We start from the raw sequence: 14,834 nt of genomic DNA, 5'->3' as shown, positions 1-14,834 counted from the left end.
CGACCGGGCGGCATAAACGATGCGAACGACCGTGAGAGATAACCTCTGTCGGTGAGAGATCTCGGCGGTCCGGAGGGCTATCGTCGGTCGGTGAGAGATCTCGACGGTCGCCGCTCCCGCTCCGTCGCGTGACGACGCCACTTATCTGTCGTCGTCGCGTTTCGTTTCGGTATGGAGCTCCGACAGCTCGTCCGCGGCCGGGTGGACTGGCCCGACATCGAGCGGGTCGTCCGCGAGCTGGCGGACCGGTACGACCGTGACACCGTGCGAGTGCGTTTTCTCGACGCCGACAACTGGCTATCGACGCCGATGGTGGTAGACGACGACCTGTTCGTGAAGGTGATCACCCGCCAGAACACGCTCGTTCACATGCTTTTCACCACCGGACGCAACCTCGGTGCCTTCTCGGCCGGTACCGAGGGGTTCTTCGAACGCTACGAGACCCCCTACGAGATGGCCCGTCACGAGTTGGAGGCGACGCGGAAGGTGCGCGAGATCGGCGTCAACGCCCCAGAGCCGATCGAGGCGTTCGAGGTCGGCGACCTCGGCGTGGTCGTGTTGGAGTACCTCCCCGAATTCAGGACCCTCGACGAACTGGACCGCGCCGACGTCGAAGCGCTCGCGCCCACGCTGTTCGACACCCTCCGGCGGGTGCACGACGCCGGGCTCGCCCACGGCGACCTCCGCGCCGAGAACGTCCTCGTTCGCGACGGCGACCTGTACGTCATCGACGCGACGAGCGTGAGCGACGACGGCCGCGAGTCCGCGCGGTCCTACGATCTCGCCAGCGCGCTGGCGGCACTGGAACCCCTCGTCGGCGCGCCGGCCGCCGTCGACGCCGCGCTCGAGAGCTACTCCGCCGACGAACTCCTCGCCGCCCGGCGGTTTCTCGATTTCGTCGCCATCCGGCCCGACCACGACTTCGAGAGCGCGGCGCTCAAAGGCGAACTGGAGAAACGCGCGAGCGGCGAGCGCGACGACCCCCCTTCAGCGTAGCGACGAGCGCGACGCTCCGCCTCGCAGGAGGAGGTCAATTTAAGCGGATTCCTGCAAATATTGTACCTATGGCAACCTCGTACGGACACTACATCGACGGCGAGTGGATCTCGGGTGCGGGATCGGAGACGTTCGAGAGCGAGAACCCCGCGACGGGAGCGGTACTCGGTGAATTCGATCGGGGCACCCCCTCCGACGTCGACCGCGCGGTCGCCGCCGCGGACGAGGCGTTTGAGGAGTGGCGCGGGCGCTCTCGGATCCAGCGCGCGGAGTTCCTCTGGGACGTGTACCACGAACTGCGCGAGCGCACCGACGAGCTCGGCGAGATCGTGACGAAGGAGTGCGGCAAGGAGATAAGCGAGGGGAGAGCCGACGTCGTCGAGGCCGCACACATGGTCGAGTGGGCCGCCGGCGACGCCCGCCATCCGAACGGCGACGTGGTTCCCTCCGAGATCCCCGCGAAGGACGCGTACATGCGGCGGAAGCCGCGCGGGGTCACCGGCTGTATCACGCCGTGGAACTTCCCGGTCGCGATACCTTACTGGCACATGGCGATCGCCCTGGTCGAGGGGAACACGGTCGTGTTCAAGCCGGCCGAGCAGACCCCGCTGTGCGCGCAGATCGTCGCGGAGATGTTCGACGACGCCGGGATCCCCGACGGCGTGTTCAACGTGGTCCAGGGGTTCGGCGACGCCGGCAACGCAATCGTCGAGCACGAGGACGTCTCGACCGTCCTCTTCACCGGCTCCGCCGAGGTCGGCCACCAGATCCAAGACGCGCTCGGCGGCGTCCCCGGCAGGCGCGCCGCCTGCGAGATGGGCGGGAAGAACGCGATCGTGGTCACCGAGGAGGCGGACCTCGACATCGCGGTTCACTCGGCCGTGATGTCGTCGTTCAAGACGACCGGGCAGCGGTGCGTCTCCGCCGAACGCCTGATCGTCCACACGGACGTATACGACGAGTTCAGAGCGCGGTTCGTCGAAATCGCGGAGTCGGTCGCCGTCGGCGACCCCCTCGACGAGGACACGTTCATGGGACCGCTCATCGAGGCGGAGCACTACGAGAAGGTCTCGGAGTCCAATCGGCTCGCCCGCGAAGAGGGCGTGAACGTGCTCGTCGATCGGACCGAGCTGAACGCCGAGGAGATCCCGGACGGTCACGAGGACGGCCACTGGACCGGCCCGTTCGTCTACGAGGCCGATCCCGACGCGGACCTCCAGTGTACCCACGAGGAGGTGTTCGGCCCGCACGTCGCCCTCTTGGAGTACGACGGCGACGTCGAGCGCGCGGTCGAGATCCAGAACGACACCGAGTACGGGCTCGCCGGGGCGATAATCACCGAGGACTACCGCCAGATCAACTACTACCGGGATCGCGCCGAGCTCGGGCTGGCGTACGGCAACCTCCCGTGTATCGGTGCGGAGGTCCAACTCCCCTTCGGCGGCGTCAAGAAGTCCGGCAACGGCTACCCCTCAGCCCGGGAGGCTATCGAAGCGGTCACCGACCGCACCGCGTGGACCCTGAACAACTCGAGAGAGATCGAGATGGCTCAAGGGCTCTCCGCGGACATCAAGACGACCGACGACTGACCGAGTCCACGTCGCTCGACTGGGCCGACATCCCCCGGTTGCGCCGGGGGCGTTCGACCGCGGCGGACGGTACTCCTTCGCGGCCCGAATTATCCGACTGCGGCGGCCTCCCCGACGGGATCACTCGATCGCCCCTCGAACTGCGGCCACGATCGCCTCCGGTCCGTCGGCGTCAGCGAGCGCTCCGCGAGCGACGAGCCGTTCGCGCGGGCGACCGATCCGCTGTGGCACTGCCTCGGTATCAACGAGTTCGGCCTCCCGAAGCTCCCGTTTTATCCGCGTGAAGGTGGCTCGACTCCCGATACCCGCGTCTTCGCAGGCGCGCCGAAGGGCACCGTCGAGGGCGCTCCGACGGGCCCCCACGGCGTACGCGCGGACCCTTGCGCCGCCGAGATCGAGGGGATCGGCTCCGGCGACTTCGCTCGACTCGGGTCGTGCGTCGAGCACTCGAACGACGTCCGCGGCGAGCGCTTCGCCGCACCGTTCGCGAAACGCGCCGTACGCGCGGTGGCGACTCGGGGTCCTGAGACGGTGAGCGGTCGCCTCGTCGACGAGCGAGGCGTACCGGTCGCGAAGGGTCGGATCGCCGCCGACGCGACACCACCGCCGGGCGGTCCCGTCCCGCTCCCGTTTGCCGGCTTCGCTCTCATCGCCGGCTCTGCCTCCGGTCTCGGCCTCGACCAGCACGCATCCGTCTTCCCGCCCGCCGAGAGCGGTGTTCGGTTGCGTCGTTTCGAGCGCCAGCAGCTCGCAGACTCCGGCCTCCACGAGCGCAGCGAGCCTGGACGCGGGACGGAACCGCGCGGTCGCGGCGTCGACGGCCCGGTCGGTCGCGAGCACGGTGAGCGACGGGAGATTCGGGGCGGCGAGCGGGTCGCCGTCGCCGCGCGCCGCCGCTCGCAACGCGGCAAGGTTCGGCTCGACGAGATCAGGGGCGGCGGCCCGGTACGCGTCAACGACCTCCGTCAGGAGAGCCGGCCGGGGATCGACGAGTATCGGGTCCGAGAACGCCGCGAGCGACGCCGACCCCTTCGCGAGTGACAGGGTCGGGTCGGGTGGCATGTTCAGATGCTACGGCGCGATCGGATTAAGAATAGGGGCTCCGTTGAAATCCTCACCTTCAGACACATTCTCGCCCGAAACGACTGACCGCTGAACGGCGTCTCTCGATCGATTGGAGGCGCGACTATATCGATGGGGTGGTGTAGTTGTTTATAAGTGAGTGGCGTTGCTGGCGACGCCGCGGTGAACTCCTCCAACGCCCCGTCGCCGTCGACAGGGCGAGAGCGAAGCGCTCGCTCGAAGCCGGCGCGGAACGCCCGGCGACAGCGAGGCGCTCCGCGCCTCTGGCAGCCGTCGGCGAAGCAACCGCCACCGCACTGCGCATTCAGTGATCAGTGGTCGTCGCTCTTGCGCTCGCCTCTTTTACGTACCCCGTCGGCGGCGACGGTTTACAACACTCACTCCGGCTCTCAACCGCCGCTGTTCCTGTACAGATTAAGTAGTCGATATTCTGAAACTGATATTTGAATTACTAGTTGCATAAAAGCTTAGCACTCGCATTGGCAATTGCTTGCAATGAGCAGTATAGAAGACCAGCGGGACAATCAGGCTGATTCAGTGGTCGAGATTGAACTCACCGTTCAGAATGAAGTGTATCCGTTCGTCGGCGTGTCCGGGGAAGAGCAGTGCCGGGTGGAGCTCGCGAATATCACCCCGCGTCCGGAAGCACGATACGCGGAATTTTTCAACGTTTTGGGTGCGCCTCCCGCTCGAATTACGCGCCTCACGGACTCGTACGAGACCGTCGAAACGGCACTCCTCAGCGAATATGACGACGGCGGGCTGTTCGAATTCATTGTTTCGGGAAATTGTCCGGCGTATCGGCTCGCTGAACTTGGAGCGCTCCCCAAAACCGTCGAAGGTGTCGACGGCCGGGGACGCATCGTCGCCGAAATCCCGCGGAGGTACGATCCGCCAGCAGTTACAGAACAATTCCTAGCGGAATATTCCGATTTCGACCTGATAGCGAAACGGACGAAAGAGACGCACACGTCGATGATAACCCCGTCTACACTCCAGCAATCGATCCTCAACAATCTGACCGATAGACAGCAGGAAGTCCTGCAGACCGCATATACGATGGGGTACTACGAGTGGCCGCGCGACTGCACGGGACAAGACGTTGCCGACGAACTTGGGATCACCTCGGCTACCTTCTCCGAACACGTCTTTGCAGCCGAGCGCAAAATTCTCACGTTCATGTTTGAAAACTCCACCAGGTCTCACCCGGCCAGAGGGTAGTGACGGCGATCAGGTGGTCATTCAAACGTCACTCCTCGTCACTTCTCGTCACTCTCCGTCACTCCTCGTCACTTCTCGTCACTCTCCGTCACTCCTCGTCACTTCTCGTCACTTCTCGTCACTCCTCTTCGGTATTCGGGACGAAACGGCTATCCACCCATCTGCGTCAACAGTGACGTTACATCCCGCAAATCTAAACAGTATGTGCCCGCTTCGAAATTGGTGGGGCGATTCGAAGAACTGATTGAGCGCATCGGGATCAATTGCTTCATAGAGTGGCTGCAACTCCTTCGGATCCGTTTCGGTCGCCTCCGCGACTGCCTCAACCACACAGAGGGAGGGGGATTTGTCAATTTCATCGCCAAACTTCGACGTGTACGCGTTTGACGCGGGATCGGCACTCAGATCTTCTCCTTCTCGTCGGGGGGAGTTAGGTTTGGGCATCGGATCACTGTGATTTGTCCGCTTCTCGGTGGACATGAACGGGCGAGCGGCTTATTCTCCGTCCCTATCTCTGAAGGGTGGTGATCGGTATCTCCGCTCCCCGGCTCAATTCGTGACTCCTCTCCGGGATCCGGAAATCCGCTACAAACTGCGATACATGGACGGCAGACGCTCGGACAGAGTCCGACGCCCGATCAGCGTTCTATTCCCGGTCAGAGTTCGACACCCGACGGGATCAGGCTCTCGTTCCGGAGGAGGTTCCCCTCGTGGTCGTACACGAGAAAGGTGTCCTTGTCGTAGGAGACGAGTCGATCCCCTTCGACGTCAATCTCGACGCGGTAGCGAGCGTCCTCGTCGCCCGCCGAGTCGCGCGCGGCGTGGATGAACGGGAGCACGTCGGTGGCCGTCTCGTTGAGTTCGAGGATGAAATCCCCCGTGTACCGGTTCGTCACGGCGACGACGCCCTCGGGGTCGTCGGCCGTCGTGAGCGGTTCGCGAAGCCGAAACGCCACGTCGACGTCGGCGGCGGGGAGGAGATCGCCGTCGGTTCCGGAGAGCCGGTCGCTCAGGAGTCCCTCCGGCCCGTGGAAGTCGATGCGGACCAAGGGCGTCGCCCGGTCGCCAGCGTCGTCGCCGACGCCCTCGACGGTCAACTCGAAGTAGTCACGCCGCATTGCCTGCTTGGATCTTTGCGGTCGCCCCGTATCAACTTGACGGGCGATCGAGTCGACCGCTCCCGGTCAAGCGGGCGCACGAGACCGGGTCCCGAAGTCGGCCGAGCGGACGCACGCGACCGGGTCCGGGGGCGCTGCGCTCCGACCTCACCGGCGATAATCGCCGAGGGGAATTTAAACCGCCCCGGTGCATACGGCTCGATAACGACGATGGCGAGTGACGCGCGAGAAAGCGACGACGGAGGGCGGATCGAGACGCTCCGGCGACGCCTCTCGCGGACGTGGGAGATGTTGCGGGGCTCCGAGATCGAGGTCCGTCCCTTCAGGCCGGGGCAGGACGGCCCGCTCGCCTCTTTTACCGTCCCCGACGGCGAGCGAGAGATCGACCGCTATTGGGTGAACGCCCCGTACGCGTACGTCGTGATCACCTACGACGACGCCGCGAGCGAAAACCGGTATTACGCGGTCGAGCCGGACCTCGACCGGTTCGAGCGCGAACTCCTCGATCGCGTCGTCGACGATATCCGGGACCCACTCCTCTACCGCGAGGGAACCGGGAAAACGGACGAGGAGACGATTCGCGAGGAACTGGAGTCGCTGCTCGAAAGCTACGGCGTCGACGCCGGGATGGACACCTTCCACGCGATCGCGTACTACCTCTATCGCGACTTCCGCGGCTACGGGAAGATCGATCCCCTCCTCAACGACCGCCACATCGAGGACGTCTCCTGTGACGGGTACGACCTCCCGATATTCGTCTACCACGACGACTACACCGACATCGAGACGAACGTTTCGTTCGCGAAGGGGGAGCTCGACAACTACGTGATCCGGCTGGCTCAACAGTCCGGTCGCCACGTCTCCGTCGGCGACCCGATCGTGGAGACGACGCTGCCCGACGGCTCGCGCGCCGAGCTCGCGCTCGGCGAGGAGGTGACGCCGCGCGGCTCCGCGTTCACGCTTCGCCAGTACGCCGAGGACCCGTTCACGCCGATCGACCTCGTCGAGTACGGCACGTTCTCGATCGAGCAGATGGCGTACTTCTGGCTCTGTATCGAGCACAACAAGAGCCTCATCTTCGCGGGCGGGACCGCGTCCGGGAAGACCACCTCGATGAACGCGGTGTCGATGTTCATCCCGCCGCGCGCGAAGGTGCTCACCATCGAGGACACCCGTGAGCTCTCCTTGTACCACGACAACTGGCTCTCCTCGGTCACCCGAGAGCGCCGCTACGAAGGGGCCGACATCGACATGTACGACCTGCTCCGCTCCGCGCTGCGACACCGCCCTGAGTACATCATCGTGGGCGAGGTCAGAGGCGACGAGGCGATCACCCTGTTTCAGGCGATGAACACGGGACACACGACGTTCTCCACGATGCACGCCGACTCGATCGAGACGGTGATAAACCGGCTGGAGAACGAGCCGATCAACGTCCCCCGTGCGATGGTACAGTCCCTCGACATGCTTTCGATTCAGACGCTGACGCGGTCGGGCGACCAGCGCGTGCGCCGCGCGAAGACCATCGGGGAGATCGGCGGGATCGACCAGCGGACCGGCGAGCTCGACTACTCCTCGGCGTTCGAGTGGCGCGCCGAGGAGGACGGATTCCGCCGCAACGACTCGTCGCTCATGGAAGAGATCGCCGACGAACGCGGGTGGTCCCGATCGGAGCTGCTCCGGGAGATCCAGCGCCGCGAGCGCTTCCTCGACCTGCTTCGCGAGCTCGGCGTCACCGACTACCGGACGTTCACCGCCCTCGTCAACGAGTACTACGCCGACCCCGAGCGCGTCATGAAGCGACTCGAAACCCGCGCCGACGTGGGAGGCTCGGAGGACGACGACGGTGGCCCCGAGGCCGACTCCGAGGCCGACCCCGAGGCTGACTCCGAGGCCGACCCCGAGGCTGACTCCGAGCGGGCGGGCGACTCCGGTGGCACCGTCGATAGCACCGACTCCGCCGGCACCGGCGGCACCGCCGGTTTCGGCACCGAATCCCGATGATCGCCTCCGTCCCACTCCTCGCCGCGGTCGCCCTGTGTCTGGCGCTCGTTCTGCCGTCGATCCATCGCGGGAGCGACCTGTTCGCGACGCGGCTCGCGCTGTCGTTGTTCGGCGACCACGTCGGCAAGGACGGAGCGCGTCGTCGGCGACAGCGCGATCTGCTGCGCGCCGCACACGTCGCGGGGACCCACCGCGCGTACGCCTCGAAAACGCTCCTGTACGCCGCCGGCCTCGGCGTGGCCGGGAGCGTCGCCGGAGTGTACGCGGCCGCCGCGCTCCTCTCGGCGCTGGAGGTCGGCGAGGCGGCCGTCCGAGAGGTGCTGCCCGCACCGTTCACGTTCCTCGCCGGCGTCGCGCGGCTCACGGAGACCGGACTCCTCGAACTGTTCGTCGTGTTGGCGTTCGCGTCGGCGACGCTCGGCTCCGCCCTCGCTGGCGCGACGTACTACGGTCGCTGGGAGCTGTTGCGCCAACGGGCGAACGCCCGGGCGGCGGAGATAGACGCCACCCTCCCGCGGACCGTCGCGTTCATGTACGCGCTCTCGCGGTCGGGGATGCCGTTCCCGCGCGTGATGGACACGCTCGCCGAGAACGAGGGCGTGTACGGCGAGGCCGCGACTGAGCTGTCGGTCGCGGTCCGCGACATGAACGCCTTCGGGACCGACGCGCTCACCGCCCTCCAGCGAACCGCCCGTCGGACCCCGAGCGAAGACCTGAGCGACTTCGCCGAGAACCTCGCGTCCGTGCTCGGCACGGGACAGCCGATCTCGACGTTCCTCAGCGACCAGTACGACCTGTACCAGGAGGAGGCCGAGGCGAAACAGGAGCAGTACCTCGAACTGCTCTCGACGTTCGCGGAGGCGTACGTCACTGCACTCGTCGCCGGTCCGCTGTTTTTCATCACGATCCTCGTCGTCATCGGGCTCGTGTTGGAGGACACGCTCCCGTTACTCCGCGTCGTCGTCTACGTCGCGCTCCCGCTCGCGACGTTCGGGTTCGCCGTCTACGTCGACAGCGTGACGCAGGGCGTCGGCGGCACCGAGACCGTCGAACTCTCGGAGCCGGTCGACGGGGCCGGAGACGGCGCGGGCCCCTCGGGAGTTGCCGGCGCGGCCGCGACCGGGATCCGATCGGACGGCGGAGCCGAAGATGCCCAGACCGACATCGAAGCCGTCGATCGGTGGGACGCGAGCCGCGAGCGCCTCCGCGCGTACGACCGAGTCCATCGGATCCGCGGGTGGGCGGCGTCGCCGGTCGAGAGCGTCCTCGACGCGCCGGGAATCGTATTCCTCGTCGCGGTCCCGATCGCGGTTCTCGGTGTCCTCGTCGCGGTCTTCCCCGTCTCTCCCGGACCGCCGACGCAGGTGGTCGATCAGATCGACACGCCGATCGTCGTCGCGACGGGACTGGTGCTCGCCGCGTACGCGATCGTCTACGAGGTCCGAAAGCACCGGACTCGTCGCATCGAGTCAGCGGTGCCCGACTTCCTCGACCGACTCGCCAGCGTCAACGAGGCCGGCACGTCCGTCGTCGGAAGCGTCCGGCGGGTCGCCGATTCGAACCTGGAGGCCCTAACCACGGATCTCCGTCGGACCCGGCGGGACATCGACTGGGGCGCGGACGTCGGCACCGCCCTGCGGCGGCTGGAGCGGCGCGTCCGCTCGCCGATGATCTCGCGGGCGATCGCGCTCGTCACGAACGCGATGCACGCGAGCGGGGACGTCGCCCCGGTACTCCGGATCGCGGCCGACGAGGCACGCGCGACGTGGACGCTCCGCCGCGAGCGCCGGCAGGTCATGCTCACGTACCTCATCGTGATCTACATCTCCTTTTTCGTCTTCCTCGGGATCATCGCTTCGCTGTCGATGTCGTTCATCCCCGCCATCGAGGAGGCCACGATCCCGAGCGCGGGCGGCGGGGCCGGCGGCCTCCCCGATTCGCCGAGCGGCCCCTCCGGGATCACCGACGGCCTCGGCGACATCGACGCATTCGCCTACGAACAGCTGTTCTTCCACGCCGCGGCGGTCCAGGCCGTCTGCTCGGGGCTGGTCGCCGGACAGCTCGGCGAGGGATCGGTCCGCGACGGCGTGAAACACGTCGTCGTCCTCCTCGCGTTGACCCTCGTCGCTTTCCTCGCGATCGAGCTCGTGTGACCTATATCGACGGAGACCGACCGACCGGTATGAACCCGCAGCCGACGGACGACTCCCGGGAGGCGGATGACCACTCGGGGAGGGAAGATTCCCAGACGGCGGGCGACCCCCGGGCGACGTACGACCGCATCGCCGCGCACTTCTCGAAGACCCGGGAGTACGCGTGGCCGGAGGTCGAGTCGTTCCTCGACGGGCGGTCCGCGGACCGCGCGCTCGACGTCGGCTGCGGCAACGGTCGTCACACGGAGCTGCTCGCCGAGTGCGCGCGGTCGGTCGTCGGGATCGACCTCAGCCGGGAGCTCCTCCGAGAGGCCGTCTCCCGGGCTCGCGAGCGCGGTTTCGACGACGCCGCGGATTTCCTCCACGGCGACGCCGCCTCGCTGCCGGTCGCCGACGACGCGGTCGGGATCGGGATCTACGTCGCGACCCTCCACCACCTCCCGGCGCGCGACGCGCGGGTGCGGAGCCTCGACGAGCTCGCACGCGTCCTCGAACCGGGCGGCTCCGCGCTGGTGAGCGCGTGGAGCACGGCACACGACCGCTTCGACCGCGACGATGGATTCGACACCACGGTCGACTGGACGCTGCCGGGCGGCGAGACCGTCCCGCGGTACTATCACATCTACTCGCCGGCGGAGTTCGACGCGGATCTCGCTGCGAGCGACCTCACGACCGTCGAATCGTCGGTCTCCAGCGGGAACTGCTACGCCGTGGTGGCACCGCTCGACGCCTGACCGAATCGCGCCGGGTCGTTGATTGCCACCGCTTTACCGCCGTCCCGGAACGAGATATCGCCGACCGGGACCAGAGATGTGTCCTCGACCGAGAAGCCGGACGGGCCGGCGCAGGCCGTGCGCCGAACGAGTCTCGCGGCGGTTCGATCGCCCCGCGGTGCTGTTCAGTCGGCCGCGGTCTCGTGGCCGGTTCGCGCGTCCTCCGCGAGGGGCGTCGCGATCTTGTAGGCCGCGTACAGGCCGAGCACCGCGATGCCGGCCAGCACGACGCCCGTACGGATCTGCGGCGAGATGAGCGGGGTTGCTACCACCTCGCCTGCGTCGTTGGTTATTGTGGCCGGGCTGTACGGAGCGCCGACGAGGATCTCCAGGATCCCCATGCCGACGATTCCGAGGAGCATCAGTCCCGCGCTCAGCGCTATCGCCGCCTTGTCGATGATGTCAGTCATTTTTGGTCACCTCTCAGCCGAGCAGGTAGCGGAGCTTCGGATGTCGTTCGACGACGTCGAGCGACTCGATGACCGCGTCGAGGCCGTAGTGCCGCCCGGCCGCGAACACGATCACGGTCATGAACAACAGCAGTCCCATGAAGTCGCTGTTGACGAGGCCGTTGCCGAACCCGGCGTTGCCCACCCAGAACAGGATCATGAAGATGATCCCGCCGAACGCCGCGAACCGGGTGAACGCGCCGATCATCAGCGCGAGTCCGATCAGCGTCTCGAACAGGGGCACGCCCGGCTCGATGAGCCACGCGAGGTTGTTCCCCATCCAGACGGGGATCCCGCCGAGCGCCGTGCCCGTCATGTCCTGCATGTACGCCGAGCCGTAGGTGTACGAGAGTCCATCTTCGATGAGCTTGGTGATCCCCGCGTGGAAGAACCACCAGCCGGTGACGACCCGCAGGAACGCGATCCAGTACGTCGTCCACGAGCCGTCCAATGCGAACTCGACCTCGTCGACCAGGGGATTGCTCGATTGGTATGACATCGTCGTCACCTCACGAGTGAACGTTGTACGTCCACACACATATGTCCCTAGAACAGTTCTAAGCGCCTGAAAACCGTTTTACAGCCGTGAAAATTGCTCTCAATAGTACGGGGTTTTATAAGCCTATCGGGGAGGCGGCGGCGTCGAGCGAGCGGCGCAGCGTCGGAAACACGGAACGTTTATCAAAACTGTTCGGCCTACGTGTAGACGCGCGCCGGTGGTCTAGTGGTAGGACCTGAGCCTTCCAAGCTCATGGCCCGGGTTCAAATCCCGGCCGGCGCATTTCTCGAACGAAGTGAGAGAAATCGCCGAGAGGGATTTGAATCCTGGAAGTCGCAGCCCGCGCAGCGAACGAAGTGAGTGAGCAGGACCGTCTTCCTCTGGTTCGAAATCCCGGGCGGCACACGAACGAAGTGAGTGCGCCGGCCGTACTCCCGCTCACTTCGCTCGCTCGCGGGAGTCCCGGCCGGCGCATTATTGTCTCGAACGAAGTGAGAGAAATGCACCGAGAGGGAGGTAACTCTGTGAATTTCACGGGGACGACGGCGGCTTCTCGCTGAATACAGCACACCTCTGCAGAAGCGCTGAGGTCACCGTTTGATACCGTTGTGGATACCTCGTCGCAGACGGTGAATCCAGAGAAACACTCATACACCATCGCCTAATGGGGAACGTATGGACGGTAAGGATCGAGGTGGATCAACGTCTTCCCCCGATCCTAAAGCGAGGGTGCCGCTCGATGTACTGCCGTTGCATTCAACAAATCTCCTCACTGTGCTCAATGAAAACGGCGTCATTCAGTACGAGAGCCCCTCCATCGAACGAATATACGGCTATCAACAGGAAGCACTCGTGGGCGAACAGGTAGCTAAGTACTTTCATCCGGATGACCGCGACGAAGTCAGCACCGCTTTTCAGTCGATCGTTACCAGCGAAGAGTACGTCGTTGAAGCAGTCGAATATCGGCATAAACAGGCTGACGGCACGTACACGTGGGTCGAATCCGTCGCGTCAACCGACCCAACGCCGGACGGAAACTATGTGGTCAACACACGCGATATATCGGCGCGGAAAGAGCGCGAACGGCAACTTAAAAACACGAACGAACGTCTCGAAGAGTTCGCCAGTATCGTATCACACGACCTTCGCAACCCGTTGAACGTCGCACAGGGTCGATTGCAATTGGCGAACGAAGACTGCGAGTGTGACCACCTCGCGGACGTGGCAAACGCACATGAGCGCATGGAGACGCTCATAGAGAATCTACTGACGCTGTCACGGGTCGGTAAACAGGTCTCCGAGACGGAGTCAGTTGGGCTCGCAGGCCTCGCCGAAGTCTGCTGGCAAACGGTCGCAACAGCCGATGCAACCCTGGTCACCGAGACGGAGCAGCACTTGCAAGCTGACCGATCTCGGCTGCGACAATTGCTGGAGAATCTCATTCGCAACGCCATTGACCACGCCGGAGCCGACGTAACCGTTACTGTCGGAGCGACTGAGACGGGATTCTACGTTGAAGACGACGGTCCCGGCGTTTCGATAGAAGAACGCGACGACGTGTTCGAAACAGGGTATTCAACAGCCCACGACGGAACGGGACTGGGACTAAGTATCGTCAAGCAGATCGCTGAAGCCCACGGCTGGGTAATCCATCTCACGGACGGTACTCACGGTGGTGCACGATTCGAGGTGTCCACGTCTGAGTTCACTCAGTGACGGGCCCCGATACACCTACAGTCAGGACCGGAACGGATCGCGAGTGATTTCGGTCCACTAGGAAGCGTGTGCGGGGGTTGGTGTACCGGTTTCGTGTGTGGTTGTTTTTACCTGAACAAGTGGTGTTGCTGACGGCGATTTATTTATAAGTGGTCGTCGCTCGCCTGGTTTACATACCACGTCGCCAGCGGCGGTCTGCAATACCCACTTCAGGAATCGATAAGGGGAGCCACGGTTCTCGGAGATGGTTCAGTGAGGATGAAGTGGAAATGTCCTCAACGGAATCGCTCGATGAAGGACCCTTCCATTTCCACTCGAATTGAGAACACGTTTCACTTTCGAGAGTGACATCGGCGTATGGTCCCTCCACACGCTGCGGCTCTCCTCGGTCAGTTCGGTCCTCTTCTCGGTCAATTCGGCCCAGAACTCGTCCAGCCACCGCGTCGGAACGCGTTCGAACTCGCCGTTTCGATCGGATTTGAATTCGTCTCGACGGCCGTGATCCTCTCGCTCCTCGGTGCGATCGTGCTGGCGGTCGCACCGGACTTCACCGCGGACGGCGTTCGGTACCTCCACGAGGAGCCGGCGGAGGCGTTCCTGTCCGGGCTCGTCGCGTTCGTGGTCACCGCCGTGGCGATGCTTCTGCTGGCGGTCACGGTCGTCGGTCTCGTGATTGTCATCCCGCTGATGATCGTCTTCGCCATCCTCGGAATCGGCGCGACGACCGTCTCCATCATCGCGCTTGGGTCGTGGCTCCGATCGGTGTTCGACGGCGGAGCGACGACCGGATACGGATTCTCGCTCGTCATCGGAGCGATAGTCTGGGCCGTGGCGGAGGTCGTCCCGATACTCGGCGGACTCGTGACGTTCGTCGTCGGCACGATGGGATTCGGCTATCTCATGTTGTGGGTGACCAGCCACTGGCTCGGCCGCGATTACGGATCGTTCGATGACGGCGGAACCGGAACGACGGACGCGCCCCGCGATCGGAATCGATCGACACGAGACCGGACGGACGGAAACTCCGATTCCGCGACCGAAGGCGTCGACGACTGGGACGATCCGGACCGGTTCCGAAACATCGCGGCGGTGGACGCGGAACGCGAGGAGCGGGAAGCGACCGAGACGAACGATCCGAACGAGGCAAACGAGCCGAACGATCCGAACGAAATGGGAGAGAACGCGACTGATCACGACGAATCGTCTCGGTAGCGGGAGACGAGAGACGGAACG

The 14,834-nt window shown here is 64.8% G+C and carries 13 protein-coding genes and 1 tRNA gene; 9 read left to right on the top strand and 5 right to left on the bottom strand.

Features of this window, described 5'->3' with window-relative positions; translation table 11 throughout:
- Positions 1-171 precede the first annotated feature (171 nt).
- The gene (locus ACFQEY_RS12860) at positions 172-996 is read left to right on the top strand and encodes an RIO1 family regulatory kinase/ATPase domain-containing protein (protein WP_379769160.1); all 825 of its coding nucleotides are present in this window, start codon (positions 172-174) and stop codon (positions 994-996) included.
- Positions 997-1,064: 68 nt separating this feature from the next.
- Positions 1,065-2,585 carry an aldehyde dehydrogenase family protein gene (locus ACFQEY_RS12855; protein ID WP_379769158.1) on the top strand — a complete coding sequence of 507 codons (1,521 nt, stop codon included), beginning with the start codon at positions 1,065-1,067 and terminating at the stop codon, positions 2,583-2,585.
- Positions 2,586-2,705: 120 nt separating this feature from the next.
- On the opposite strand, the gene ACFQEY_RS12850 is transcribed toward ACFQEY_RS12855, so the two are convergent.
- Complete coding sequence (locus ACFQEY_RS12850; protein WP_379769155.1) at positions 2,706-3,647, bottom strand: transcriptional regulator TbsP domain-containing protein; 942 nt, start codon at positions 3,645-3,647, stop codon at positions 2,706-2,708.
- Positions 3,648-4,163: 516 nt separating this feature from the next.
- Here ACFQEY_RS12850 and ACFQEY_RS12845 point away from each other — a divergent pair.
- Positions 4,164-4,889 carry a helix-turn-helix domain-containing protein gene (locus ACFQEY_RS12845; RefSeq protein ID WP_379769152.1) on the top strand — a complete coding sequence of 242 codons (726 nt, stop codon included), beginning with the start codon at positions 4,164-4,166 and terminating at the stop codon, positions 4,887-4,889.
- 108 nt (positions 4,890-4,997) lie between these two features.
- Here the strand turns inward: ACFQEY_RS12845 and ACFQEY_RS12840 are convergent, their stop codons facing one another.
- Both ACFQEY_RS12840 and ACFQEY_RS12835 read right to left on the bottom strand, forming a co-directional pair.
- Positions 4,998-5,369 carry a HalOD1 output domain-containing protein gene (locus tag ACFQEY_RS12840; protein ID WP_379769150.1) on the bottom strand — a complete coding sequence of 124 codons (372 nt, stop codon included), beginning with the start codon at positions 5,367-5,369 and terminating at the stop codon, positions 4,998-5,000.
- Between the two features lie 176 nt (positions 5,370-5,545).
- Positions 5,546-6,007 carry a DUF5793 family protein gene (locus tag ACFQEY_RS12835; protein ID WP_379769148.1) on the bottom strand — a complete coding sequence of 154 codons (462 nt, stop codon included), beginning with the start codon at positions 6,005-6,007 and terminating at the stop codon, positions 5,546-5,548.
- A gap of 210 nt (positions 6,008-6,217) precedes the next feature.
- On the opposite strand from ACFQEY_RS12835, the gene ACFQEY_RS12830 reads away from it, so the two are divergent.
- Genes ACFQEY_RS12830 through ACFQEY_RS12820 form a run of 3 tightly spaced genes read left to right on the top strand, consistent with a single transcriptional unit; the run spans position 6,218 to position 10,898 of the window.
- Entirely contained in the window at positions 6,218-8,011 is a 1,794-nt protein-coding gene (locus ACFQEY_RS12830; protein ID WP_379769146.1) for a type II/IV secretion system ATPase subunit, read from the top strand.
- The gene (locus tag ACFQEY_RS12825; RefSeq protein ID WP_379769143.1) at positions 8,008-10,164 is read left to right on the top strand and encodes a type II secretion system F family protein; all 2,157 of its coding nucleotides are present in this window, start codon (positions 8,008-8,010) and stop codon (positions 10,162-10,164) included. Before ACFQEY_RS12830 ends, ACFQEY_RS12825 begins: the two co-directional genes overlap by 4 nt.
- A gap of 29 nt (positions 10,165-10,193) precedes the next feature.
- Positions 10,194-10,898: a class I SAM-dependent methyltransferase gene (locus tag ACFQEY_RS12820; RefSeq protein WP_379769140.1), complete on the top strand. Its 705-nt coding sequence runs from the start codon at positions 10,194-10,196 to the stop codon at positions 10,896-10,898.
- Between the two features lie 164 nt (positions 10,899-11,062).
- On the opposite strand, the gene ACFQEY_RS12815 is transcribed toward ACFQEY_RS12820, so the two are convergent.
- Together ACFQEY_RS12815 and ACFQEY_RS12810 are read right to left on the bottom strand one after the other, a co-directional pair.
- On the bottom strand, positions 11,063-11,347 hold the full coding sequence (locus ACFQEY_RS12815) for a hypothetical protein (RefSeq protein ID WP_379769138.1): 285 nt from the start codon (positions 11,345-11,347) through the stop codon (positions 11,063-11,065).
- Positions 11,348-11,360: 13 nt separating this feature from the next.
- Positions 11,361-11,885 carry a DoxX family protein gene (locus ACFQEY_RS12810; RefSeq protein ID WP_379769136.1) on the bottom strand — a complete coding sequence of 175 codons (525 nt, stop codon included), beginning with the start codon at positions 11,883-11,885 and terminating at the stop codon, positions 11,361-11,363.
- Positions 11,886-12,096: 211 nt separating this feature from the next.
- Here ACFQEY_RS12810 and ACFQEY_RS12805 point away from each other — a divergent pair.
- The 3 genes from ACFQEY_RS12805 (at position 12,097) to ACFQEY_RS12795 (ending at position 14,813) form a co-directional block, all read left to right on the top strand.
- Positions 12,097-12,167: transfer RNA gene (locus ACFQEY_RS12805), tRNA-Gly, on the top strand.
- A gap of 393 nt (positions 12,168-12,560) precedes the next feature.
- The gene (locus ACFQEY_RS12800; RefSeq protein ID WP_379769134.1) at positions 12,561-13,601 is read left to right on the top strand and encodes a sensor histidine kinase; all 1,041 of its coding nucleotides are present in this window, start codon (positions 12,561-12,563) and stop codon (positions 13,599-13,601) included.
- 357 nt (positions 13,602-13,958) lie between these two features.
- Entirely contained in the window at positions 13,959-14,813 is an 855-nt protein-coding gene (locus tag ACFQEY_RS12795; protein WP_379769132.1) for a DUF8173 domain-containing protein, read from the top strand.
- Positions 14,814-14,834: the final 21 nt, after the last annotated feature.

The organism is Halorubrum trueperi, assembly GCF_042662525.1.
GTDB lineage: Archaea > Halobacteriota > Halobacteria > Halobacteriales > Haloferacaceae > Halorubrum > Halorubrum trueperi.
The sequence above is the reverse complement of the archived record's forward strand: the minus strand, read 5'-3'. Positions and strand labels throughout refer to the sequence as shown.

Bases quoted from the DNA above. Each gene is read 5' to 3' on its own strand.
- ACFQEY_RS12860 (WP_379769160.1), top strand. From the start codon at position 172: ATGGAGCTCCGACAGCTCGTCCGCGGCCGGGTGGACTGGCCCGACATC.
- ACFQEY_RS12855 (WP_379769158.1), top strand. From the start codon at position 1,065: ATGGCAACCTCGTACGGACACTACATCGACGGCGAGTGGATCTCGGGT.
- ACFQEY_RS12850 (WP_379769155.1), bottom strand. From the start codon at position 3,647: ATGCCACCCGACCCGACCCTGTCACTCGCGAAGGGGTCGGCGTCGCTC.
- ACFQEY_RS12845 (WP_379769152.1), top strand. From the start codon at position 4,164: ATGAGCAGTATAGAAGACCAGCGGGACAATCAGGCTGATTCAGTGGTC.
- ACFQEY_RS12840 (WP_379769150.1), bottom strand. From the start codon at position 5,369: ATGTCCACCGAGAAGCGGACAAATCACAGTGATCCGATGCCCAAACCT.
- ACFQEY_RS12835 (WP_379769148.1), bottom strand. From the start codon at position 6,007: ATGCGGCGTGACTACTTCGAGTTGACCGTCGAGGGCGTCGGCGACGAC.
- ACFQEY_RS12830 (WP_379769146.1), top strand. From the start codon at position 6,218: ATGGCGAGTGACGCGCGAGAAAGCGACGACGGAGGGCGGATCGAGACG.
- ACFQEY_RS12825 (WP_379769143.1), top strand. From the start codon at position 8,008: ATGATCGCCTCCGTCCCACTCCTCGCCGCGGTCGCCCTGTGTCTGGCG.
- ACFQEY_RS12820 (WP_379769140.1), top strand. From the start codon at position 10,194: ATGAACCCGCAGCCGACGGACGACTCCCGGGAGGCGGATGACCACTCG.
- ACFQEY_RS12815 (WP_379769138.1), bottom strand. From the start codon at position 11,347: ATGACTGACATCATCGACAAGGCGGCGATAGCGCTGAGCGCGGGACTG.
- ACFQEY_RS12810 (WP_379769136.1), bottom strand. From the start codon at position 11,885: ATGTCATACCAATCGAGCAATCCCCTGGTCGACGAGGTCGAGTTCGCA.
- ACFQEY_RS12800 (WP_379769134.1), top strand. From the start codon at position 12,561: ATGGACGGTAAGGATCGAGGTGGATCAACGTCTTCCCCCGATCCTAAA.
- ACFQEY_RS12795 (WP_379769132.1), top strand. From the start codon at position 13,959: ATGGTCCCTCCACACGCTGCGGCTCTCCTCGGTCAGTTCGGTCCTCTT.